Genomic DNA, 22968 nt, shown 5'->3' on the forward strand with positions numbered 1-22968 from the left:
TGGGCAACGGTCGCGTTACCACCATTGCCCAGTGTGGCGGGCTGACCATTGACCACATCGTTAGCGGCTACGTTAGCCACTGGCGTGCCACCCGTACCTGCACTAGCGGTGCCTGCGTCAGGGTTGGCTACCGAAGACGCGGTAACTGTCAGACTAACGATGGCGGTGGTACACGTCACCGGGGTGAGCTTGTCGCAGAGCTGGTAGGCCAGCGTGTAGGAGCCAGGGGCGGTACCAGCAGCGACGGACACGCTGCCCGTGGCGGGGTTGAGACTGATGCCGGTGGGGTAGGTGCCCACCTGAGCAACGGTCGCATTGCCGTTGGTACCCAGGGTAGCGGGTTGTCCGTTGACTACATCGTTAGCGGCTACGTTAGCGACTGGTGTACCACCCGTGCCCGCACTAGCGGTACCTGCGTCAGGCGATGCCGTGACAGCCGGGGTGACGGTGAAGCTGACCACGCCGGTGGTGCAAGTCACTGGGGTGAGCTTGTCGCAGAGCTGGTAGGCCAGCGTGTAGGAGCCAGGGGCGGTACCAGCAGCGACGGACACGCTGCCCGTGTTGGGGTTGAGACTGATGCCGGTGGGGTAGGTGCCCACCTGAGCAACGGTCGCATTGCCGTTGGTACCCAGGGTAGCGGGTTGTCCGTTGACTACATCGTTAGCGGCTACGTTAGCGACTGGTGTACCACCCGTGCCCGCACTAGCGGTACCTGCGTCAGGCGATGCCGTGACAGCCGGGGTGACGGTGAAGCTGACCACGCCGGTGGTGCAAGTCACTGGGGTGAGCTTGTCGCAGAGCTGGTAGGCCAGCGTGTAGGAGCCAGGGGCGGTACCAGCAGCGACGGACACGCTGCCCGTGGCGGGGTTGAGACTGATGCCGGTGGGGTAGGTACCCACCTGGGCAACGGTCGCGTTACCACCATTGCCCAGTGTGGCGGGCTGACCATTGACTACATCGTTAGCGGCTACGTTAGCCACTGGCGTGCCACCCGTGCCCGCACTAGCGGTACCCGCGTCGGGCGATGCCGTGACGGCCGGGGTGACGGTGAAGCTGACCACGCCGGTGGTGCAGGTCACCGGGGTGAGCTTGTCACAGAGCTGGTAGGCGACGGTATAGCTGCCCGGCGGTGTGCCAGCGGCTACGGACACACTACCCGTGGCGGGGTTGAGACTGATGCCGGTGGGGTAGGTGCCCACCTGGGCAACGGTCGCGTTACCACCATTGCCCAGTGTGGCGGGCTGACCATTGACTACATCGTTAGCGGCTACGTTAGCCACTGGCGTGCCACCCGTGCCCGCACTAGCGGTACCCGCGTCGGGCGATGCCGTGACGGCCGGGGTGACGGTGAAGCTGACCACGCCGGTGGTGCAGGTCACCGGGGTGAGCTTGTCACAGAGCTGGTAGGCGACGGTATAGCTGCCCGGCGGTGTACCAGCGGCTACGGACACGCTGCCCGTGGCGGGGTTGAGACTGATACCGGTGGGGTAGTTGCCTACCTGCGCGACCGTGGCGTTGCCGTTGGTACCTAGGGTAGCGGGTTGGCCATTGACCACATCGTTAGCCGTGACGTTGGCTACTGGTGTGCCACCGGTGCCTGCGCTAACAGTGCCTGCGTCAGGGTTGGCTACCGAGGAAGCGGTGACGGTGAGGCTAACGACGGCCGTGGAGCAGGTCGGTGTGCTGAGCCGATCGCAGAGTTGATAAGCGACGGTGTAGCTGCCCGGTGCCGTGCCTGCCGCGATGAGGAGCGAGCCATTCGCGGGGTTGAGACTGATGCCCGGGGGGTAGGTGCCCACCTGAGCGACGGTAGCGTTACCACCATTGCCCAGGGTAGCGGGTTGTCCGTTGACCACATCGTTGGCGGCTACGTTAGCCACTGGCGTACCACCCGTGCCCGCACTAGCGGTGCCCGCGTCGGGCGATGCCGTTACTACAGACGTGAAGGGAACGCTAATCGAACCGGTAGCCGTACTCTCCTGCCGTGCATTGTCGATGGCACGGAAGGGAATGCTTACTGTCACTGGTCCGTCGATAGGGTCGATGAGTACGGTACTACCCGTCAGGGCGGTTACTCCGCCAGCAGGGAAGGAGGTAGATGTATAAGCCGTAGTGCCGATCGTCAGCGAAGCGACATTCGTTGGGAATGTGGTGAATCGAATTGCCGTGACGGAGCCATCAGCATCCGTACCGGTGAAGCTCGCGGGTGGTACACTGATCGCGTTGGTACCGCCGGGGTTGGCTTGTGCCGTCAGCGCAGCTGACGTTGGTACGGGAAGCTGATCGAGACCGAAGTTTACACTGGTCGAACTGGCCGTTGTCACGGTTACGGGGGTGATACCATTGGGCGTACCATCACCAGCCGGAGTCGTACCTTCGCCGGTAAACGTCCAGCCGGTAGGTACGCTTACCGCTGGTGCCGGGTTACCGGCAGCCACGGCGGAGGTGCTGAGTTGAACGCTGTAGGTACCGGCTGCGACACCGGTAAAGCTATATACACCGGTTGCTGGTACCGCCTGAGACGCAACCACGTTGCCGGAGCCATTCACCAGATTGACGAACAGGCCACCTGCATTGGTACCTGTGCCATTGATTGTGTTATCGGTTAGCCCATTGCCGTCGTTGAGTACCGTACCCGATACGACCAGCCCCGTAAACGGTACGGATATACTACCGGTGGTGGCGGTAGTACTTTCTACCCCCGCATTGTCGATAACCCGGAACGGAATCGCTACAGTTACGTTCCCATCGACTGGGTCAACGCTTACGGCTGTTCCAGTGGTGGCTGTTACGCCACCAGCGGGGAAGACGACAGCTCCTACTGGAATACCAACGCCGAGGCTAAGTACATAAACAGTATTGCCTATCGTGATGCTATTGGCATTCGTCGGGAAAGCCGTGTAGCGAATGGCTGCGACAGTGCCATCAGCGTCGGTACCCGTGAAGCTGGCCGGGGGAATGGTCACGCTGGTGAGTCCACCGGGATTAACCTGAGAAACCAGCGTGGCCGATGTCGGAACCGGTAGTTGGTTCAGGCCGAAATTGACTGCCGTCTGACTGGCGGTGTTGGTCAGGGTAACGGGTGTAATACCGTCTGGCGTTCCATCGCTCGTTGTGCCGATACCTTCACCTGTGGTCGTGTAGCCCGTGGGTACCGATACGGCGGGGGGCGTGGAGCCGACTACTGCCGAGGTGGTACTCAGACGCACTGAATACGTCCCGGCACTCAGACCGGTGAAGCTGTAAACGCCGTTGCTACTGACTGGTACGCTGGCCAGTACAGAGGTCGAAGCTGCATTGGTCAGGATGGCAAAAAGACCGCCGGCAGTGTACGCCGTGCCATTGATCTGGCTATCCGTTAAGCCGTTTCCATCGTTGTAAACTGTACCAGAGATTACTGGTGTGACTGCGAAAGTGGCGATGGCCGTCGTACAGTTGACGGGGGTAAGCTTGTCGCAGAGCTGGTAAGTAACCGTATATGAACCCGGGGCCGTGCCTGCCGCTACCGACAGCGAGCCCGTGTTGGGATCAAGCGTGACGCCGGTGGGGTAAGTACCTACCTGAGCCACCGTGGCGTTGCCGCCATTGCCCAGGGTGGCGGACTGACCGTTGACCAGGTCGTTGGCCGCAACGTTGGCTACGACCGTGCTGCTGATGGCCGAGCTGACGGTGAGGCCCGCATCGGGGCTGGCGCAGGGGACGATCACCACCACCACGGGCGATGCCTTGGTGAAGCAGGTGCCGTCGTAGAAGGCCGCGTAATAAGTGCCCGAGCGCAGGGCGGAGACGTCGGTAATGCGGTTTGCTGCGGTGGCCGTGGCGCTGGAATGCCAAGTCAGGGTGGTCGACGCGGGCTGGTTGGAGACGGTAATTGTCGCCAGACTGACGCTGGTGGCGGGGCAGGTCGAGGTAACGGCGGTGGTGCTGAGGACGGGCTGGATAACCTCGAAGAACTGGATGTCGTCCAGGGCATAATCGTTGCCTCTACCTGCGGGGGCATTGCTGACCAGTTCGAAGCGGACCGAGTTGGTGCTGGCTGTAAAGCTCATCGACTGGGGTAACCAGGTCAGTGTCGTTGCTGGGGCAATGTCACCGGTCGAGACCGATGCCAGCACGTTGTTGTTGGCATCGCTGACACGTAGGATCAGGTTTGGTTTGATTTCGCCGGTGCCCAGCACGGCCTCGTTGAAGATGTTGGCGACGTAGGTACGCAGCGAGTAGAAGCGGCCGATGACCAGGCCCGAGACGGGTTCAGAGTAAGCGACCTGGTTCGGGTTCGACCCATTGATAACCAGCATGCGTCCATTGGGGTTGCCTGTATGGTCGGGACCGTGTAACCATACGTTAGCCGTTGCGAAATCGTCAGCCTGGTCAGGATTGTTAACGATAGCGTAGGAGCCATCATTGGTCGGGTCGGTATTGGAGTAATTGTAATTCGTAACGCCGGCAGGGAGGGGTAGGCCAAAGCCAGTTCCGGCCCCGAAGTCTTCGTTGAAGAAAAGCACCTGCGAGTTACAGAAATCGGTTACCAGCAGGAAAGGAACCCCCAGCGTTGCCGTAGTCGTGCTTTCGATTCCGGCATTGTCAATAACGTGAAAAGGAATACCCGCCGTTACTTTTCCGTCGTTAGGGTCAATGCGTACAGCCGTACCTGGCGCTACCGTAACACCATTAGCCGGAAAGGTGCTTGACGTATACGCTGTCGTACCAATCGTCAGTGACGTAACGTTTGTTGGAAAGGCCGTGTACCGAATGGCAGAAATCGTCCCGTCGGCGTCGGTCCCGGTAAAGCTACTGGGGGGAATACTGAAAGCAAGAGAACCGCCGGAGTTGGCCTGAGCTGACAGGGTCAGGCTTGTTGGAACCGGTAGCTGGTTCAGACCGAAATTGATGGCTGTCTGGCTGGTAGTGCCCGTTAGCGTGACGGGGGTGATACCGTTTGGTGTTCCGTCACTTGTGGTACCAGTACCTTCACCCGTAAAGGTGTAGCCTGTTGGGGCCGACGCTGTGGGGGGCGTGGTGCCGACTACGGCTGAGGTGGTACTCAATCGCACCGAGTACGTTCCTGCATTTACGACGGTGAAGCTGTAACTCCCGCCAGTGCTCACAGGTGCATTGGCCAGTACGGAGGTCGAAGCTGCGTTGGTCAGGATGGCAAAAAGACCGCCGGCAGTGTACGCCGTGCCATTGATCTGGCTATCCGTCAAGCCGTTAGCGTCGTTATAAACCGAACCTGCTATGGTTAATGACGTTACGCTGAAGGTGGCCGTGGCCGTCGTACAGTTGACGGGGGTAAGCTTGTCGCAGAGTTGATACGTGACCGTGTAGCTACCCGGTGCCGTGCCTGCCGCCACCGACAACGAGCCCGTGTTGGGATCAAGCGTGACGCCGGTGGGGTAAGTACCTACCTGAGCCACCGTGGCGTTGCCGCCATTGCCCAGGGTGGCGGACTGACCGTTGACCAGGTCGTTGGCCGCAACGTTGGCTACGACCGTGCTGCTGACGGCCGAGCTGACGGTGAGGCCCGCATCAGAGCTGGCGCAGGGAACAATCACCACCACCACGGGCGATGCCTTGGTGAAGCAGGTGCCGTCGTAGAAGGCCGCGTAATAAGTGCCCGAGCGCAGGGCGGAGACGTCGGTAATGCGGTTTGCTGCGGTGGCCGTGGCGCTGGAATGCCAGGTCAGGGTGGTCGACGCGGGCTGGTTGGAGACGGTGATTGCCGCTAGACTAACGCTGGTGGCGGGGCAGGCCGAGGTAACGGCGGTGGTGCTGAGGACGGGCTGGATAACCTCGAAGAACTGGATATCGTCCAGGGCGAAATCATTACCATTTCCTGCGGGCGCATTACTGACCAGTTCAAACTTGACCGAGTTGGTGCTGGCTGTAAAACTCATCGACTGGGGTAACCAGGTCAGTGTGCTTGGCGCCGGGATATTGCCGGTCGAGACCGATGCCAGCACGTTGTTGTTGGCATCGCTGACACGCAGGATCAGGTTTGGTTTGATTTCGCCGGTGCCCAGCACGGCCTCGTTGAAGATGTTGGCGATGTAGGTACGCAGCGAGTAGAAGCGGCCGATGACCAGGCCCGAGACAGGTTGCGTATAAGCGATCTGGTTCGGGTTCGACCCGTTGATAACCAGCATGCGTCCATTAGGGTTGCCTGTATGGTCGGGGCCATGTAGCCATACATTGTTAACGCCACCAAAATCGTCGCCCTGGTCGGGGTTATTGACAATGCCGTATTGCCCGTCGTTAATCGGATCAGTGCTCCGATATGTGTAGCCAGGTACGACCGACGTTGAGAGGGGTGGCCCATAACCGGTTCCGGCCCCGAAGTCTTCGTTGAAGAAAAGCACCTGCGAGTTACAGAAATCGGTTACGACCAGAAAGGGTACACCCAGTGTGGCCGTGACCGTGCTTTCATCGGAGGTATTATCGATGACATGGAATGGGAAGTTTACCGTCACCGTTCCGTCGACAGGGTCTATTCGCACCGTTGTACCTACTACAGCCGACACGCCACCGGATGGGAAACTGGTCGCGGTGTAGGGCGTAGTGCCAATGGTCAGTGAAGTGACATTGCTTGGGAAAGCAGTATACCGAATGGCGTTGACGGTGCCATCCGCGTCGGTACCCGTAAAGCTATTGGGAGGAACCGTAACGGCTTTTGTTCCGCCCGGATTCGGTTGTCCACTGATTGTCAGGCTGGTGGGTACGGGCAACTGACTGGCGAGCCGATTGGTAACTTCGGTATTAACCCTGCTGGGAGTCAGCTTTGCGTTTCGACAGAACGATTGGGTCGCTGTAAACAGACTTAACAATAAAAAAGCAAACAAGCATACTAACCTTGATAATCGAGGGCGAAACTGTTTGCTTTTGATGTGTGAAGATGTGTAGAGTGTAGTCACGTTCTAATCGTTACGAAAAGTAGGCGGTTTTGCCAGCTGCGGAGTAGTACTTGTTCAGTAAAGAGTACATGTGTAAGCAAAAAAGTAACTATACACGCAAAAAGCTTAACTAGCCGAAAAGCAAAATCTGAGCCAGTTTCTGGTTATACCTATGTAGTAATGAGTGTAAAGCACTACTGCAAACAGAAATTCGTTACCAGGCTGGCAATCGCCGGATTGCGGTTTATTTTTACGGCATGTCTTTAGTATCGATCGCTTCGCTGGCGGAAAGCCTGCCAACTTTCCTAGAATCCGCTGATTATTCAGCCATTACGCTCATCGCCGATAATCACACGTACCGGCACTGCTACCCACTGCTGAAACCGCTGCTGCCGAAGCATACGGTCATTCGCATCAAAGCGGGGGAGGAGCAAAAGAATCTGACCACCTGCGAGCAAATCTGGCACGCCCTAACCCGTGCCAATACCGATCGGCACGCCCTGGTGCTCAACCTGGGGGGGGGCGTTATCGGCGATATGGGTGGGTTCTGCGCGGCTACCTACAAGCGGGGGATCGCGTTTGCGCAATTACCAACTACCCTGCTGGCGCAGGTCGATGCCAGCGTAGGGGGTAAGCTTGGTATTGACTTTCAGGGGCTTAAAAATCATATCGGCGTTTTTCAATTACCCGATGCCGTACTGATCGATCCTGCCTTTCTGAAAACGTTGCCCGAACGCGAACTGCGCTCAGGCTTCGCCGAAATCATAAAACATTGTTTGATCGCCGATGCGTCGATGTGGGATACCGTCCGGGTGCGGGATCTTGACGAACAGAACTGGCCGGCGCTGATTAAGCACTCGGTTGCTGTGAAGGAGAAAATCGTAACGGAAGACCCGCGCGAGAAAAACGTCCGCAAAACGCTCAACTTCGGTCATACGCTAGGGCATGCCGTCGAAACGTACTTCCTGAACGGTACCGATAAACGCGGGCGGCTGCTGCACGGCGAAGCAATTGCCGTCGGGATGATAACGGAAGCATACATCGCCTGCCAGAAAAAAATGATTGACGAGTCACTGCTGAGTCAAATCGAAGAATACCTGTTCGCCGTATATGGACAGGTACGCATACTACCTGCCGACATCGAACCGATCCTGACGCTGACCTTACAGGACAAGAAAAATCGGGGCAATCAGGTACGGATGGCGCTGCTCGATGGGCCGGGGCACTGTGCGTATGACGTACCGGTGACGGCGACTGACATGCGCCGGGCGATTGCGTTTTATACCGGGGTCGAATAACCGGTCAGGACCGTTAAATCAACAGAAAACACGGGCGTATTCAGTCCGTGTTGACGTATAGTAGAAATAAAAATCCATTCGGTTGTTTGTCAAACATTTACCGGTATTTTTGAATTAAGTCAGTATTGTTTTTTAGTACGCGTAACCCAAAGAATGATTGATTAAAACCTTTACAGCACTTAGTATGAAAGCCTGCGTTGGATTTTTGTTTATGCTAGCCGTTGTGGCCGTGACCAGTTGTTCGCCAAGCCGCTTATTTGTTGAACACGATTACAGCTACGAGGGTCATTTTAAAAACTACGAATCGTTTAATTTCCTGGAGTGCGAATTTGTCGATTCAACGCTACTTTGCTCCGACATACAGGACGCCATCCGCCATCAGATGGAAGCGCGCGGCTACCGCGTCAGCAACCGGAGTCCGAACCTGCTGATTTCCTACAATATCTTCCGGTCCGATCTGCGGTTTCGCGGCTATCAGCAGCCAGTCATCAAGGATTGGGTCGTACGTGAAGACGATGATGCAACCTACAAACGCATCGACTACAATCTCGATGAGGGCACGCTGATGATCTCGCTGATCGACGCAGAATCATATCAGGTAATCTGGAAAGGCTATGCGTCGAAGATGATGCGCAATCAGAATTTCAAGAACAACTACTTTAAAGGTATCGTCCGCTCGATCTTCGATCAGTACCCACTGATGGCGACGGTGAAATAGGTTGTCCGTTTACGGTTTTCGGTTTACAGTTGAAACGCCCGAAGTCTCGCAAGATTTCGGGCGTTTCTATGCTGTATAGCCTGGACCGGTCCGCGCCACGGTGGCCGATCCAGGCTACTGCGTAAGTGAACGGAAAATGCCTTCCAGTGAATTTTCCTGCTGCCGGAGCCCGACCAGCGTCAGGTTCTGATCGGCAGCCAGCCGGAACACCGCCGAGCGCAGATCGGTACCGGCGGATGCTGTCAGGCGATACTGCCCGTTGCCCAACGTGTCGACCGCCAACACGTCGGGTAGCCGCAGTACGTCAGGGTCGGGAAGCGCCTGCTCAAACTCGGCGACGACGACAACCGACATATCTCCGCTACCGGTAGTCGCCCGTAACTGATTCAGTGGACTATCGGCTACGATCCGCCCCCGGTTGATGATGACGACCCGGTCGCAGAGCGCTTCGACTTCCTGCATGATGTGGGTCGAGAAAAGCACGGTTTTATCGCGCCCGGCTTCGCGGATGACCTGCCGAATTTCGGTCAGCTGATTCGGATCGAGACCGGTCGTCGGTTCGTCCAGAATCAGTACGGGTGGGTTATGCAGCATGGCCTGCGCCAGTCCGACGCGTTGCCGATACCCTTTCGACAGTTGACCGATGCGTTTGTGCTGCTCGCGTCCCAGCCCCACCCGGTCGATGATATCGCGGATTTGATGGCTTAGCGCACCACCCGACAGGCCGTGCAGCGATCCGGCAAAGCGGAGGTATTCGTTCACGTACAGGTCGAGATACAGGGGGTTGTGTTCCGGCAGGTACCCGACGCTCCGGCGAACGTCCATCGATTGCGCACGAACGTCGAAGCCGTTGACTTCGATGGTGCCGGTTGTGGGGGAAAGGTAACCCGTGGCGATCTTCATCGTTGTCGATTTGCCGGCCCCGTTCGGCCCCAGAAAGCCAACGATTTCGCCGGGCTGGGCTGCAAACGAAATGGCGTCGACGGCCCGCTGCGGCTGCCGCCCGGCCTGTACATACTCTTTGCTCAGGTCCAGAACCCGGATTGACATACGATGTGCTTTTAGTATTACAACGTACAAAAAACCGGAAAGTATCTCTATTTTTAGCGGTTTAAGATGAAATAAGCCGGTTTCGGCCCAGTATCTATATGTCTCTTTTTCGAAAAAAAACCGTTTCCCAAATACTGATAGACGCTAACAAGAGCGACGCGGGCGACATGGTCAAAACGCTCGGCGTCCGCGACCTGACCTCGTTCGGGATTGCCGCTATCATCGGAGCCGGGATTTTCAGTACCATCGGACTGGCCAGCTACAACGGAGGACCGGCGGTGTCGCTGCTGTTTGTCTTCACCGCCATTGCCTGTGTGTTCACTGCCCTGAGTTACGCCCAGTTTGCCAGTACCGTGCCGGTCAGCGGTAGTGCCTACACCTATGCGTACGTGGCCTTCGGGGAGATTTTTGCCTGGGTGATCGGTTGGGCGCTCATCCTCGAATACGCGGTCAGCAACATGGTCGTGGCCATTTCCTGGTCGGAGTATTTCACATCGATGCTGGCGGGTTTCGGTATCCTATTTCCCAAATATTTCGCCATCGACTACGGCTCAGCCGCTCGCGCCTACGAGCAGGTACAGCAGCTAACGCAGGCCGGTAGGCCGTTGACAACACTGCCCGACAACACGCGCGTCCTGGCCGATGCTTATACCGCTGCCCCATCGGTTGGCGGATTGAAGCTGATTGCGAACCTGCCTGCCGGGGCTGTTACGGTGCTGATTACGGCGCTGGTCTACATCGGCATCAAAGAGTCGAGAACGGCCAGTAACATTCTGGTGATTCTGAAGTTAGCCGTGATTGGCCTGGTGATCGCCGTGGGGGCCTTTTACGTCAAACCCGCTAACTGGTCGCCGTTCGCGCCGAACGGTATTTCGGGCGTACTAAGTGGGGTGGCTTCCGTGTTTTTCGCCTTCATCGGCTTCGATTCGATTTCGACCACGGCCGAAGAATGTAAAAATCCCCAGCGTGATCTGCCCCGCGCCATGCTGTACTGTCTCGGCATCTGTACGGTGCTGTACGTGCTGATTACGCTGGTGCTGACGGGTATGGTGAATTACAAAGAGCTTGGCGTCAGCGATCCGCTGGCGTACGTGTTCCAGAAAGTACAACTTGACTTTGTAGCGGGTGTTATTTCGGTTAGCGCCGTGGTTGCCATTACCAGTGCCTTGCTTGTGTATCAACTGGGGCAGCCACGCATCTGGATGACGATGAGCCGTGACGGACTACTCTGGAAACGCTTCGCAACGATTCACCCGAAATTCAAAACACCGTCGTTCGCGACGATCATCACCGGTATTCTGGTCGCGGTGCCGTCGATGTTTATGGACCTGAAATTCTTCGTCGACCTGACCAGTGTCGGAACGTTCTTCGCGTTCATCCTGGTCTGCGCGGGCATCCTGTTTCTCGACGCGAAAGGGCTATCCCGCCAGTCGAAATTCAAAGTGCCATACGTCAACGGAAAATACATTATCGGCCTGGTGCTGCTAATCGTGTTGACCGAGTCGTTGCTGAACAGCCATCATCTGTTGGAAACACTGGAAGCAAAGCCACTACTAGGCGTATTCTGGATCGCATGGGCCGTGCTGGCCGTACTGGGCTATCAGCGTAATTTCTCACTGCTCCCTGTTATCGGCATCCTGACAAACCTGTACCTGATGACCGAGCTGGGCGCGAGCAACTGGCTGATTTTCGTCATCTGGCTGGTTATCGGTCTAGGCATCTACTTCTCCTACGGCTTCCGACATAGCAAACTGGCACAATAAGAGCCATTTCTGTGTAAATTGACTTGTCGCAAATGCATTGACTACTATGGAAGCCGCAGACTACACCGCACGTTCACTCTTTGTCGTGTACAAACAGTTGCCAGAAGATGCACAGAAGGCATTCAAAGCACTTATTGACAACGACAAAGAAAATGGGTATACGAATAGCGAATGGGTAGCTTTCTCAAGCCCGTCGCTAGCTGAACTCTGGGACGCTCCTGAGGAAGACTACTGGGACGAATTGTACGCTAAACAACACGCCAATGGCTGACTACGCGTATGCTCAGGGTGATATTGTTTGGGCATACTATCCGCTTACGGACAAAATAGATAAGCACAAAAAGCGGCCTGTGTTAATTATCAGCAACAAGACATCAAATGACCTGGATAACGATTATATAGTATTGCCTATTACGAGAGCAATCCGCAGCGAGCCATTCTCGGTGTTGATCGACCCAGCCAGTGTGAAGGGCAATCTGCCTGTTGCTAGTGAAGTACGATGTAACAAACCGTTCACAGTTCGGCAATCGCTACTGTTGGAAAAAATTGGGGAACTAGCTACCGAAAAAGTACAAGTGGCCAGCGCGTATATGTGCCAATCAATTCGTGTCAATTAATTAATTCTGGCTGGCCTTACTTCCCAAAGAATAGAATGTGCTGCTGCGGTAGCCGTTTGTCAGTGTTGAGCAGGCGCAAGCCGACAGCTTTCAGTTCTTTCGATGCCTGCGCGACACTCAACTTGTGCAGCGGTTTGATCGGTACGTTGGGATCTTCGGCTCTGTATTCGACCAAGGCAACCCGGCCCCCCGGTTTCAGGGCGTTGGCAATGTGCTGCATCATCTCGCGGGGGTACGAAAATTCGTGATACGCGTCGATCATGATGGCCAGATCGATACTGTTGGCGGGTAATTTGGGATCGCTTTCCGTACCCAGGATTGGCTGCACGTTGGAAGCCTTGCGCTTAGCTCGTCCCTCGTTCAGATAATCGATCATTTCGGGCTGAATATCGACGGCCAACACCTTACCCTGTGGTACCTTGGGTGCCATCAGAAACGTAAAAAAGCCCGTTCCGGCACCGATGTCGGCGACGACGTCGGTTGGTTTCAGTGCCAGTGCCTTCAGCAGCAAGTCTGTTCGTTCTTCCTGTTCGCGTTCGGGCCGTTCGAGCCACGACGCGCCAAGGTGCCCCATCACCTGCGCAATCTCCCGCCCTTTATATACTTTACCCGTGCCGTCCCGGCTCGCATCCTGGTATTGATAAACCGTGTCGGCGCGGGTTTCTGTTGCCGATTGTTGCTGCGAAGAACCCCGCCCGCAGGCCATCAGGGTGATAACGACGAGAATCAAAAGCCGATGCATAGAACGTTGAGATGCGTATGGTGGATAAACCATCGGTTTAGCGAAACGGTTGTCCTGAAAACCAATCCCCTACACGTATGAATTTTATACTCCATCTTTTGCTGGATGCCGCCGTAATTTTCGGGCTGGCGTACATTATGCCACAAGTCGACGTGAAAAGCTTTGGCACAGCACTGCTCATCGCCTTCCTACTGGCCGTCCTTAATTTTTTCGTTGGCTGGATTATTCGTTTCCCCCTGAACCTTGTCACCTTCTTCCTGCTGACGGGGCTCGTCCGACTGGTTGTAACGGCCATCATGCTTAAGCTGATCGACAGCTTTATGGATAGCTTTACCATCGTCGGGTTCTGGCCTGCGCTGGTCATTGCGCTGGCGGTCGCGGTAGCGGGCATGCTGATCGACCGGTCGGCTCCTTCGAAAGAGATGGTCGAGTCGGGCTACGTGGTGGCGCAGTACGTAGGACTCCGATTTGCGTAGCTCTAAAAGGGTTCAAAAATCGTTTAGGGCTGTCTTGTAACAATAAAAAATCCCCCAATCGAAATGGCTGGGGGATTTTTGTGTCTGATCGTGTTAGCTATGCGACTAATCGCTACGACGACCACCAGAGAGCAGGCTGGCGTAGTAGAGCAACGTAGCCAATGAGCCGAGAGCCGCTACGACGTAGGTCATGGCAGCCCACCAAAGTGCATCCTTCGCAAAGCCATATTCGCGTTCCGTTACCACGTTGTGGCTTTGAATCCAGGCCAGTGCCCGGCGGCTGGCGTCGAACTCTACTGGTAGGGTGATAAAGCTAAAAAGCGTTGTCAGGGCAAATAGGCCAACACCAATGGCCAGTGGAATGGGCGTCGTGTTAAGCAGGAAGATCCCTGCCAGGATAATCCATTGCATGTACTGTGAGGCCACCGACAGGGCCGGTACCAGCGCCGAGCGCAGCTTCAGTGGCGCGTAGGCTTTCTGGTGCTGCACAGCGTGCCCGCACTCGTGGGCCGCGACAGCCGCTGCGGCAACACTTCGGCCGTAATAGACATCGCTGCTTAGGTTGACCGTTTTGTCCTGTGGGTTGTAATGGTCAGTCAGCATGCCCTCCGTCGATAGCACGCGCACGTCGTAAATGCCATTTTCGTTCAGCATATGCTGCGCGACCTCTGCACCGCTGAGACCATTGCTCAGCGCAATCTGGGAATATTCGTTGAACTTACTTTTCAGTCGCCAGCTAACAAACGCGCTGACACCGAAAATAAGAATCATCAGAAGCCAGGGGGAAATCATAGGGGTTTAATCGAGTTTTAATGATGCGAACTTGCATTGTCTTCTCTAACTAAACAAGAAAAAGAGCCAAAGTGTCCCAAAGAGGTTACCGTTTATCCAGCAGCGCACCCATTCGACACGCATGAAAAAGCCCGCTTCCTTTTGGTTAGAAGCGGGCTTTCAGTGAGGAAACGGGCCTATACCGCCCGCGTCATAACAAATCGTTTATGCAAAAATTTGATGCCCTTATAGATCGTGACGGTCAGTGCCTGCGGATTACTCATCGTTAATTCAACGTCCAGATGCGTACCGGTTTTGGGATGTATCAATTCGCCTTCCGACCAGTTTTGTCCGTCGAAAGCGAGGTTACTGATCAGAATTTTGTCTTTTGCGAGTCCGTAATTTTTCTGTCCGGCATGATCGACTTCGGCCACGCGGGCAAAATAGCGATCACCAATCCGAAACACGTCTACGCTTGACCCCTTCGTCGGAAACAGCCACCGCCCGAGAATCCGGTCACCGGTACGGTCGATAGACGATCGGCCACTGATGGGGACGGCAAGCAGTACTAAAAGCAACGTCAGCTGAACCAGGCGGATGTTAATGAGCAATAGCATAGGTCAGAAGTAATGTTGTTTGGTTCGCAACGAGTCGATGAACTGACTGATATTGCGTATGTCGACACAGTAAATCTAACGATTGTGCGGCTTAATTCTATCTTTCGAATAGATTAAAAACGGACGCATTATCAGCAGCTTCTCTAAAACTAACCGTCCGCCTTGTGAACTGTTTACCGACGGTGGCTAAAAACTTTCTTTGATTCGTGCAATCAGCGACGTTGTCGAGTAGCCCGGTACCAGCGCCACCGTTTCAACACGACCACCATTGTCTAGTACAAAATCAGCGCCAACGATCGAGCTAATCGAATAGTCGTCGCCTTTGACCAGAATGTCGGGCTGGACGGCTTCGATCAGGGCCAACGGGGTGGGTTCGTCGAACAGCGTAACGGCGTCGACAAACGCGAGGGCCGCCATCAGTCGGGCACGGGCGTACTCGTTCACGACCGGGCGCAGCGGGCCTTTGATTCGGCTGACCGATGCGTCGGTGTTTAACCCCAGGATCATGCGTTGCCCCAGATTCCGGGCTTTTTCGAGGTAGTCGATGTGGCCGAGGTGGACAATGTCGAAACAGCCATTTGTGAAGACAATGGACTCACCGGCGGCACGCCACGCGTTTGCCTGTTCAACAGCCTGTTCGCGGGTTACGATCTTTGATTCAGTCATAGCAAACTTAGCCGAAGCTTATTTCTCCAGTCGGATAGCGTTAGGGTCGGTGAGTACGTCGTCGGTCTGGGCCATGCGGCTGCTTTGCCGGGTCAGTATATACAGAATACTGCTTATACCCAGCAGAATAATCATCAGCGTCGACACACCGTGAATAAACGTGGCCAGAATCTGCCCATCCTGACTGGTCAGTCCGTACAACAGCGCGACTTGCCCTACCAGCAGGTGAAACGAGCCAATACCGCCGGGGGTAGGGGCTGCCATGCCCAGTGTACCGACAACGAGAATCGTCAGGCCCGCCAGCGGCCCCAGGTTGGCCGTAGCCGGTAAGGCGAAGAACAGCGTGTACGACATCAGGTAGTACATCGTCCAGATCAGCAGCGTATGAAACACAAACGCGCCCGGCCGACGGAGTTTCCGCACGCTCATCAGTCCGTCGAGCAGGCCGTTGAGGAAAGCCGCCACTTTCTGATAAACCGGGTGTTTACCCAGCGCCGTACGGTATCGGTTAAACAGGAACCAGCCCAGCAGACCTATGCCGACCAGCACCACGGCCGCCAGTAACAGCACCCCCGCTCCACTGGTACCTTTGGGTAGCTTGCCACCCAGAAACTCCATGAAGAACTGGCTGAGCCGGTCGAATTCGAGAACAAACGTTGCGCCCAGTAGGAGTACCAGCATCAGCAGATCGAACAACCGCTCAGCCACGACGGTCCCAAAGCTAACGTTCACCGGCACAGGCTCACCCGTACGGCTAGTCAGTCGGTACAGGGTGCCGCAACGGGCTACTTCACCGGCGCGGGGCAGGGCCAGGTTTGCCAGATAACCCGTCAGCACGCTGGCGGTAGCGTCGAGCGAAGAAGGCGTCTTGGCCACAACCGGTTCCAGCAGGGTGCGCCAGCGTTCGGCGCGGCTCCAGTGGGCGACAATGGTTAGTACGGCCGAGACCAGCACCCAGCGGTAATCGGCTGCTTTGATCTTGCTCCACAAGTCAGCCGCGTCGATGTGACTTTGCTGAAAGGTGAACCACAACAGCCCGCCCGCGATAGCCAGCGACAGTGCGTATTTGACAATATTTTTCAGATTCATAAACCAGGGAAGTGGGTGTAAAGAAAAACGGTTGGTAACCTTCTACGTTGGTACCAACCGTTTGCGGCTATCCGTTTACCAGCCGGTTGTTCTCGTCGGGGAAAACAACGATCGGTTTGTGCGTGCGGGCTTCCTCGCCGGAAAGCATCGTGTAGGCGATGATGATGATAATGTCGCCAACCTGCGCCCGGCGGGCTGCAGCCCCGTTGAGGCAGATGATTCCCGACCCGCGTTCGCCTTTGATGACGTAGGTGATGAGCCGTTCCCCGTTGTTGTTGTTGACGATGTGAACCTGCTCATTTTCAAGCAATCCGGCGGCATCCATGAGGTCTTCATCAATGGTGATACTACCGACGTAATTAAGCTCCGCCTGCGTGACGCGCACCCGGTGAAGCTTGGACTTTAGCATGGTGAGAAACATAATTCAGCGTAAGAAATCGTTGAGTGACCCTTCAGCGACGCGGCAAAGGTACAGGGAATTCATAAAACGGCGGCTGCGAAAAGCAATAACCACCTTCGTCGCCGACTTAGGTAGGTAGTGCCGTTCGCAGCCGCCCGTTTCGTACCGTTGGTTAATAAACCGCCATCTCGGGTTCGATATCGCGTGCCCAGGCGTTGATCCCCCCGTCGAGGTTATACAGATTGGTTAAGCCTTCCTGCGCGTAGAGGTACTGGACCACATTCGCCGAACGCATACCGTGATGGCAATACACGACAACCGGCCGGTCAGTTGGAATGCGTTTACGGTTGTTCGGGATCATGCTGACGGGAATCAGCGTCGCTCCGTCGAGATGGCACAGGTCGTATTCGGGCCGCTCGCGCACGTCGAGCAGGAAGATCGAATCGTTTCTGTCGAGTCGTTCGGCCAGTTCCTGCACCGACATTTTCTGGGGACCGGCGGCTGCTGCCGACACTTTATTGCCGGTGGTTAGTCCCTGTCGCGCCAGTTCGTCGGCATCGGTCCGGCGTTTAGTCCGAATCTTTTGCTGTTCCATGCTGAGCAGGTCGATCATCAGTAGCTGCTGCGTCAGCGGTTGCCCGATACCGGCAATCAGTTTGATGACTTCGTTGGCCTGATAGGTGCCGATGACACCGGGCAGCACCCCCAGTACGCCCGTGTCGTTGCAGTTTGGAATCTCGATATCGCTGGGATATTCCGGAAACAGGCACCGGTACGTCGGCCCGCGCTGCCCATTGCCCAGGTCGGCATTTAATACCGCCACCTGCCCTTCAAACCGGTGAATCGCTCCGTACACGAAGGGCTTTCCCAAGGCCACGCACACGTCGTTGACCAGGTAGCGAACTTTGAAATTGTCCGTACAATCGACAATGATATCGTATTCCTGAATGACCGTCCGGGCATTACCGGTATCGAGGGCCGAGGTGTACGTATCGAAGGTTATGTCGGGATTGAGTCGGTTCAGGTGGGCAACGGCGATTTTCGCCTTGGGTTTGCCGACCTCATCGGTCGTGTACAGTACCTGCCGCTGCAAATTGCTCAGGTCGACAACATCGGGGTCGATAACGCCAATCGTACCAACACCGGCCGCCGTCAGGTAAAGCAATACCGGGCACCCCAGTCCACCGGCACCAACAACCAGTACGCGGGCATTTTTAAGGCGAAGCTGCCCGGCCGTTCCTAGTTCGGGTAAGTTCAAATGTTTCTGGTAACGTTGCTTTTCGGCGGGGACGAGGGTAGTCGCTTCCATGGGTTAATTGCTATACTGTAATCCAACTATCTACTGCTATAATCCAACAGAATTCGAACGGCGAAAATTGCATCGTTCGGTAAATATCGGTTCATGCAAAATTAATATATAGACATATGTTAGTATTGATTGTAGTCTGGCTTTGTACGAACGGTTGCAACGGGTTTGTTCAATGGTGATGGACAGTAGGCGTTACGCAATTGTCGGTGCCGCAGTTATCGGTCGCCAGTTCTGTTTCGAGGGTCGCGTGCCCGACGTTGCGATGTTCCAGCCGATGTCGCACGTCCGTTTTCAGTCGTTGTTCATCAGTCGGCGACAGGCCGGGGGCCAGTACAAGGTGAGCCGTCAGCGCGTTTTCGGTGGTACTCATCGCCCAGACATGCACATGATGGACATCCTGAACACCCGGAACGGTTCGTATGTCGGCAACCAGCGCGTTCAAGTCCAGGCCGGAGGGAATACCATCGAGCGAAAGCCGCAGACTGTCGAACAGCAACCGCCAGGTCGACGCCAGTATGACGATGCCAACAACCAGCCCAATGATCGGATCGAGCCAGGTCCAGCCCGTGTAGCTGATCGTTATGCCGGCGATAACCACGCCCAGCGACACCAGCGCATCGGCCATCAGGTGCAGGTAAGCGCCTTTGACGTTCAGGTCATGGTCTTTATTTCGGAAGAAGAGCAGCGCCGAAATCGTATTGACCAGTATACCGGCACCGGCAATCCAGGCTACCTGCGTACCCGCTACCGGCTCCGGAGAGCGAAACCGTTGTATACTTTCCCACAGAATCACGCCGACGGTGATCAGCAGGACAACCGCGTTGGTCAGCGAAGCCAGTACCGTGCTTTTTCGGTAGCCATACGTAAAGGTGGGCGTGTTGCGAACTTTAGCCAGCCGGAAGGCCAGCAGCGAGAGCAATAGCCCGGCAACGTCGCTGAGGTTGTGCCCCGCGTCGGCCATAAGTGCCACGGAGTTGTAATACACGCCCATGCCAAACTCGACCACGACATACAGCGTGTTGAGCACGGCACCGATAATCAGGGCTCGGTTGACGCTCGTTAGGGTTACCGGACCGTGGTTATGTCCGGCATGGCTATGTCCGGCGTGTCCATGCTGGTCTTGACGATCGTGATCCATTGAACGAGTACGTTAATCACGGTAAATATCGCGAATGCAGTTGATTTGTTCAGCTACAGCCCCGGTAGCCTATCTTTGTGAGGGCTGGATGGGTGTAGCCCGGCCACACGTTTGCCAGGCTATACGCACACTGTCTTTAAACTCCGTAATCAATTATGCAATCAACACGAAACCTTCTGTTCAGCCTGAGTTTGCTCGTTGCCGTCAGCTTCGCCTGTGGGTCGAAGAAAGAAGAAGCGAAAACTGATGAAGTCACGACGACCGACCCGGTGAAACAACTGGAAGAAGCAGTTATGGCCCAGCACGATAGCAGCATGAACCTGATGGGCGATATTGCCAAATTAAAGAAGCAGGTAAGCCAGAAAGCAGCCGGTGCAGCGGCCGGAAAGGTACTGATCGACAGCCTGACCGTTGCCGACGACGCCATGATGGACTGGATGCAGCAGTACAACGGCGATACGCTCGGCAAACTCGACCAGACTAAAGCGCTTGACTATCTCAATAGCCAGAAGAAAAGCATCGATCAGGTGCAGCTGCGGATGAAAAAAAGCATCGCCGAGGCCAGTCAGTATGTGAAATAGTACCAACGGGCAGACCGGTTGAACGGGAGCTGGTTTAGTATTTTTTAACGAAATAGAACACATAATTCGTCGTTACACTACCAAGCCAGTTCCCATATGCCTCGTCGTGTGCCGCCGATTATTCAGTTTATTTTCTACGGCATGGTCGCGTCGTGTATAGGGGCGCTGGCCGGGCTGATTCACGAATTACTACATAAACCACTCGATGCTGCCAGTGCGCTGATCTGGTTATTTCTGATGGGCGTTAGTGGGGGTATTGTCGCGCTGGTGTTGTTGTATAAGTGGAATCGGCTGGGCTAAAGCCGGTGTCCGGTACACGGTTATCGGTATTCAGTATACGGTTTACGGCGGCAACCCTCAGGATAGGGCAAACGTCGAATTGATACGCTGTAAGGGAAGCTGCACAGCTACAACCGAAAACGGAATACTGTAGACCTTAAACCGTATACCGTAAACCGATTACTAAACCGCCATGCTACGTTCCCTGCTCGTTCCACTTTTAGCCGCTGCCCTGTTTGTCTGGGGCTTTCTGGCCTGTCATCAAAACGACGTTGCTGCCACCCAAACCGGGTCGCTGCAACTGCGCTTCGATAATGTCGTCGGTAGCAACAACCTTGTGCTGAACGCCAATACGTATCAGAACGCAGCGGGTGAATTGTTTAACGTCAGCAAGTTCAATTACTTCGTCAGTAATATCCGCCTGCGTCGGGCCGACGGTACCGATTTCATCGTGCCACAGGACAAAAGTTACTTCCTGGTCGAAGAGGAGCGTCCGGCTTCGCAAACGCTCACGCTGACGGGCATACCCGTTGGTACGTATACCGGCATCGGCTTTCTGATCGGGGTCGACAGCACACGGAGTCTGGCCGACATAAGCCTGCGCACGGGCGTACTTGACCCTGGCACAACCGACCATGACCCCATGTACTGGGACTGGAATACGGGTTATATCTTTATGAAGCTGGAAGGTACGTCTGCCGTAGCGCCGGCGGCTCAGAATCACTTGTTTCAATACCACATCGGCGGATTTGGCGGTGGCTACGATGGCAAAAAGACGATCAACAACCTACGGTCGGTTGCGTTGCCATTCGGCAGCGATCAACTGGTAATCGGTAGCAGCCTGACGCCAATCATCGATTTCCAGACCGACGCCTTGCAGGTCTTCAACGGGCCGAACAAACTAAGCATTGCCCAGAACTCGTCGGTCATGTTTGCCCCGTTGTCGGGCAGCATCGCCGACAATTACGCCAATATGTTCCGTTATAAAAGCGTCACGGCGGGAAGTAAATGAGTGTTTCGTTTACAGTATACAGTCTACGGCGGCTGTCGCACGATTCATGCGGTAATGTTAACCGTAGCGTATACACCGTAAACTGAAAACCGAAAACCTGTTAACTGTACAAAATGAAACACCTGGGACGAATCGGACTGGCGGTTAGCATGGCGTTGTTTGGGCTGGCAGTAGCATGTCAGACCAAGCCCGGTGGCGAGCCCACGCCCGATCCGACGCCCAACCCGCCCGGTTCGGGGGGCGGGGTTACGTACCAGACAACACCCGTTCCTTTTCGGCAACCGGCTAACTTCCCGTCACCACTCTACAACCTGGATAGCAACCCGCTGACGGCCGAGGGGATCACCCTGGGTAAGACGCTGTTCTACGACAATCACCTGTCGGTCGATACCACCGTCAACTGCGGCTTCTGCCATCAGCAGTTTGCGGGTTTTGCCCATTCCGATCACTCGCTGAGTCACGGGGTCAAGGACCGAATCGGGACGCGCAACGTGCCCAGCTTGCAGAACATGGCCTGGTATCGGGAGTTTTTCTGGGACGGCAGCGTCACCAGTCTCGATGAACTGCCGATGTCGCCCATCGCCCGTCGTGAGGAAATGGACCTGCCGTTTGCCGACGCGCTGAACCGGGTGCGTAAAAGTGCCAAATACCCGCCCATGTTCAAGGCGGCTTTCGGTTCGGATACAATCACGACTGCCCGGTTCCTGAAAGCGATTTCGCAGTTTGTGCTGACGCTCGTCTCCGCCGATTCCCGCTACGACAAATACGTGCGTAAGGAAGCCGGGGGCGACCTGACAACCGATGAACTGGCCGGACTGAGTCTGTTCCAGCAAAACTGCGCTAGCTGTCACGCGACCGATCTGTTTACCGACCGGAGTTATCGCAATAACGGCCTGCCCATCTCCGCCATCAACGATCAGGGGCGCTACACGATTACGCTACAGGAAAGCGACCGGCTGAAGTTTCGGGTACCCAGTCTGCGCAACGTCGAACGGACGTTTCCATACATGCACGATGGTCGTTTCCTGACGCTGGAACAGGTGATGAAACATTATGCCGGTGGGGGCGTGACCGACAGCCCGACGCTTGATCCGCTGCTGAAACAGAACGGTAAACTCGGTATCGCCCTGACTACTACCCAACAGGCACAGCTTATTGCTTTTCTCAAAACGCTGACGGATAACACGTTCCTCACCAATCGCGCATTCGCTCCCAACTAACGTGCTGACCGACAGTTACAGCCAGGACTCTAACACTGTCGTTAACATGACTAGTCTGGTAGCGGTGGCCAAGGGTAAGCTCGGTGGTCGTACCATCAGGGCGTTGCTTGCGCACGGCGCTACTGGGCGAGCGCTGGTCCGTGCGGTCACCGATCCGGGTCAGTAGTGAAGGCGTCGATTGTGTCGTGTCGGCGTTGCAGGGGCTTCACAACGTACTTGCTGAACTGTAATCGCGGCTACTCAATGCGACTGTCGAAGCCGGAGTGACCCGGTTTATTCCCCTCGATACCGGCCGCTACATCAGCACTCATTGGACAATCGCGGAACAAGTG

20 protein-coding genes and 1 pseudogene are annotated in these 22968 nt (G+C 55.7%); 11 read left to right on the forward strand and 10 right to left on the reverse strand.

Translation table 11 applies throughout. The annotated features are described in order from the left end of the window. A pseudogene (locus CLV58_RS23780) lies at positions 1-6725 on the reverse strand (hypothetical protein); the annotation flags it as partial. Positions 6726-7147: 422 nt separating this feature from the next. Here CLV58_RS23780 and aroB point away from each other — a divergent pair. Both aroB and CLV58_RS23790 read left to right on the forward strand, forming a co-directional pair. Then, positions 7148-8188 carry a 3-dehydroquinate synthase gene (gene aroB / locus CLV58_RS23785; RefSeq protein ID WP_106140336.1) on the forward strand — a complete coding sequence of 347 codons (1041 nt, stop codon included), beginning with the start codon at positions 7148-7150 and terminating at the stop codon, positions 8186-8188. 184 nt (positions 8189-8372) lie between these two features. Further along, entirely contained in the window at positions 8373-8906 is a 534-nt protein-coding gene (locus CLV58_RS23790) for a DUF4136 domain-containing protein (RefSeq protein WP_245882441.1), read from the forward strand. Between the two features lie 114 nt (positions 8907-9020). Here the strand turns inward: CLV58_RS23790 and gldA are convergent, their stop codons facing one another. Continuing rightward, positions 9021-9956 (reverse strand): gliding motility-associated ABC transporter ATP-binding subunit GldA, encoded by a 936-nt coding sequence (gene gldA, locus CLV58_RS23795; RefSeq protein WP_106140337.1) that lies wholly within the window; start codon positions 9954-9956, stop codon positions 9021-9023. 98 nt (positions 9957-10054) lie between these two features. Between gldA and CLV58_RS23800 the strand changes: the two genes are divergently transcribed. From CLV58_RS23800 to CLV58_RS23810, 3 genes are read left to right on the forward strand one after another with little or no spacing between them, the layout of a single operon-like run. Continuing rightward, a complete protein-coding gene (locus tag CLV58_RS23800; protein WP_106140338.1) occupies positions 10055-11719 on the forward strand; it encodes an amino acid permease in 1665 nt (554 codons plus the stop codon). Positions 11720-11765: 46 nt separating this feature from the next. Further along, the gene (locus tag CLV58_RS23805) at positions 11766-11990 is read left to right on the forward strand and encodes a hypothetical protein (protein WP_106140339.1); all 225 of its coding nucleotides are present in this window, start codon (positions 11766-11768) and stop codon (positions 11988-11990) included. Then, positions 11983-12336 carry a type II toxin-antitoxin system PemK/MazF family toxin gene (locus CLV58_RS23810; protein WP_106140340.1) on the forward strand — a complete coding sequence of 118 codons (354 nt, stop codon included), beginning with the start codon at positions 11983-11985 and terminating at the stop codon, positions 12334-12336. Before CLV58_RS23805 ends, CLV58_RS23810 begins: the two co-directional genes overlap by 8 nt. A gap of 16 nt (positions 12337-12352) precedes the next feature. Here the strand turns inward: CLV58_RS23810 and CLV58_RS23815 are convergent, their stop codons facing one another. Further along, positions 12353-13078 carry a class I SAM-dependent methyltransferase gene (locus tag CLV58_RS23815; RefSeq protein WP_106140341.1) on the reverse strand — a complete coding sequence of 242 codons (726 nt, stop codon included), beginning with the start codon at positions 13076-13078 and terminating at the stop codon, positions 12353-12355. A gap of 77 nt (positions 13079-13155) precedes the next feature. On the opposite strand from CLV58_RS23815, the gene CLV58_RS23820 reads away from it, so the two are divergent. Next, positions 13156-13554 (forward strand): phage holin family protein, encoded by a 399-nt coding sequence (locus CLV58_RS23820; protein WP_106140342.1) that lies wholly within the window; start codon positions 13156-13158, stop codon positions 13552-13554. 105 nt (positions 13555-13659) lie between these two features. Here the strand turns inward: CLV58_RS23820 and CLV58_RS23825 are convergent, their stop codons facing one another. The 7 genes from CLV58_RS23825 to CLV58_RS23855 all read right to left on the reverse strand — a co-directional run bounded on the left by CLV58_RS23825 (position 13660) and on the right by CLV58_RS23855 (position 19544). Further along, the gene (locus tag CLV58_RS23825; protein WP_106140396.1) at positions 13660-14325 is read right to left on the reverse strand and encodes a zinc metallopeptidase; all 666 of its coding nucleotides are present in this window, start codon (positions 14323-14325) and stop codon (positions 13660-13662) included. Positions 14326-14522: 197 nt separating this feature from the next. Continuing rightward, positions 14523-14942, reverse strand: a complete 420-nt coding sequence (locus tag CLV58_RS23830; RefSeq protein ID WP_106140343.1) for a DUF2147 domain-containing protein — start codon at positions 14940-14942, stop codon at positions 14523-14525. Between the two features lie 186 nt (positions 14943-15128). Next, positions 15129-15608 (reverse strand): D-glycero-beta-D-manno-heptose 1-phosphate adenylyltransferase, encoded by a 480-nt coding sequence (gene rfaE2 / locus CLV58_RS23835; RefSeq protein WP_106140344.1) that lies wholly within the window; start codon positions 15606-15608, stop codon positions 15129-15131. Positions 15609-15626: 18 nt separating this feature from the next. Continuing rightward, entirely contained in the window at positions 15627-16697 is a 1071-nt protein-coding gene (locus CLV58_RS23840) for a lysylphosphatidylglycerol synthase transmembrane domain-containing protein (protein ID WP_106140345.1), read from the reverse strand. 67 nt (positions 16698-16764) lie between these two features. After that, the gene (gene panD / locus CLV58_RS23845) at positions 16765-17118 is read right to left on the reverse strand and encodes an aspartate 1-decarboxylase (protein ID WP_106140346.1); all 354 of its coding nucleotides are present in this window, start codon (positions 17116-17118) and stop codon (positions 16765-16767) included. A 151-nt stretch (positions 17119-17269) separates the two neighbouring features. After that, positions 17270-18406 (reverse strand): molybdopterin-synthase adenylyltransferase MoeB, encoded by a 1137-nt coding sequence (gene moeB / locus CLV58_RS23850; protein ID WP_106140347.1) that lies wholly within the window; start codon positions 18404-18406, stop codon positions 17270-17272. 169 nt (positions 18407-18575) lie between these two features. Next, on the reverse strand, positions 18576-19544 hold the full coding sequence (locus tag CLV58_RS23855) for a cation diffusion facilitator family transporter (protein ID WP_106140348.1): 969 nt from the start codon (positions 19542-19544) through the stop codon (positions 18576-18578). 155 nt (positions 19545-19699) lie between these two features. Between CLV58_RS23855 and CLV58_RS23860 the strand changes: the two genes are divergently transcribed. The 5 genes from CLV58_RS23860 (at position 19700) to CLV58_RS29030 (ending at position 22866) form a co-directional block, all read left to right on the forward strand. Then, on the forward strand, positions 19700-20125 hold the full coding sequence (locus CLV58_RS23860) for a hypothetical protein (RefSeq protein ID WP_106140349.1): 426 nt from the start codon (positions 19700-19702) through the stop codon (positions 20123-20125). A gap of 96 nt (positions 20126-20221) precedes the next feature. After that, positions 20222-20425 (forward strand): hypothetical protein, encoded by a 204-nt coding sequence (locus CLV58_RS23865; RefSeq protein WP_146141525.1) that lies wholly within the window; start codon positions 20222-20224, stop codon positions 20423-20425. Positions 20426-20597: 172 nt separating this feature from the next. After that, positions 20598-21416: an MbnP family protein gene (locus CLV58_RS23870; protein ID WP_106140351.1), complete on the forward strand. Its 819-nt coding sequence runs from the start codon at positions 20598-20600 to the stop codon at positions 21414-21416. Between the two features lie 113 nt (positions 21417-21529). Continuing rightward, on the forward strand, positions 21530-22636 hold the full coding sequence (locus CLV58_RS23875) for a cytochrome-c peroxidase (RefSeq protein WP_106140352.1): 1107 nt from the start codon (positions 21530-21532) through the stop codon (positions 22634-22636). Positions 22637-22743: 107 nt separating this feature from the next. Then, a complete protein-coding gene (locus tag CLV58_RS29030) occupies positions 22744-22866 on the forward strand; it encodes a hypothetical protein (RefSeq protein WP_281257946.1) in 123 nt (40 codons plus the stop codon). The last annotated feature ends 102 nt before the right edge of the window (positions 22867-22968 follow it).

This window comes from Spirosoma oryzae (assembly GCF_003002825.1).
Lineage (GTDB): Bacteria > Bacteroidota > Bacteroidia > Cytophagales > Spirosomataceae > Spirosoma > Spirosoma oryzae.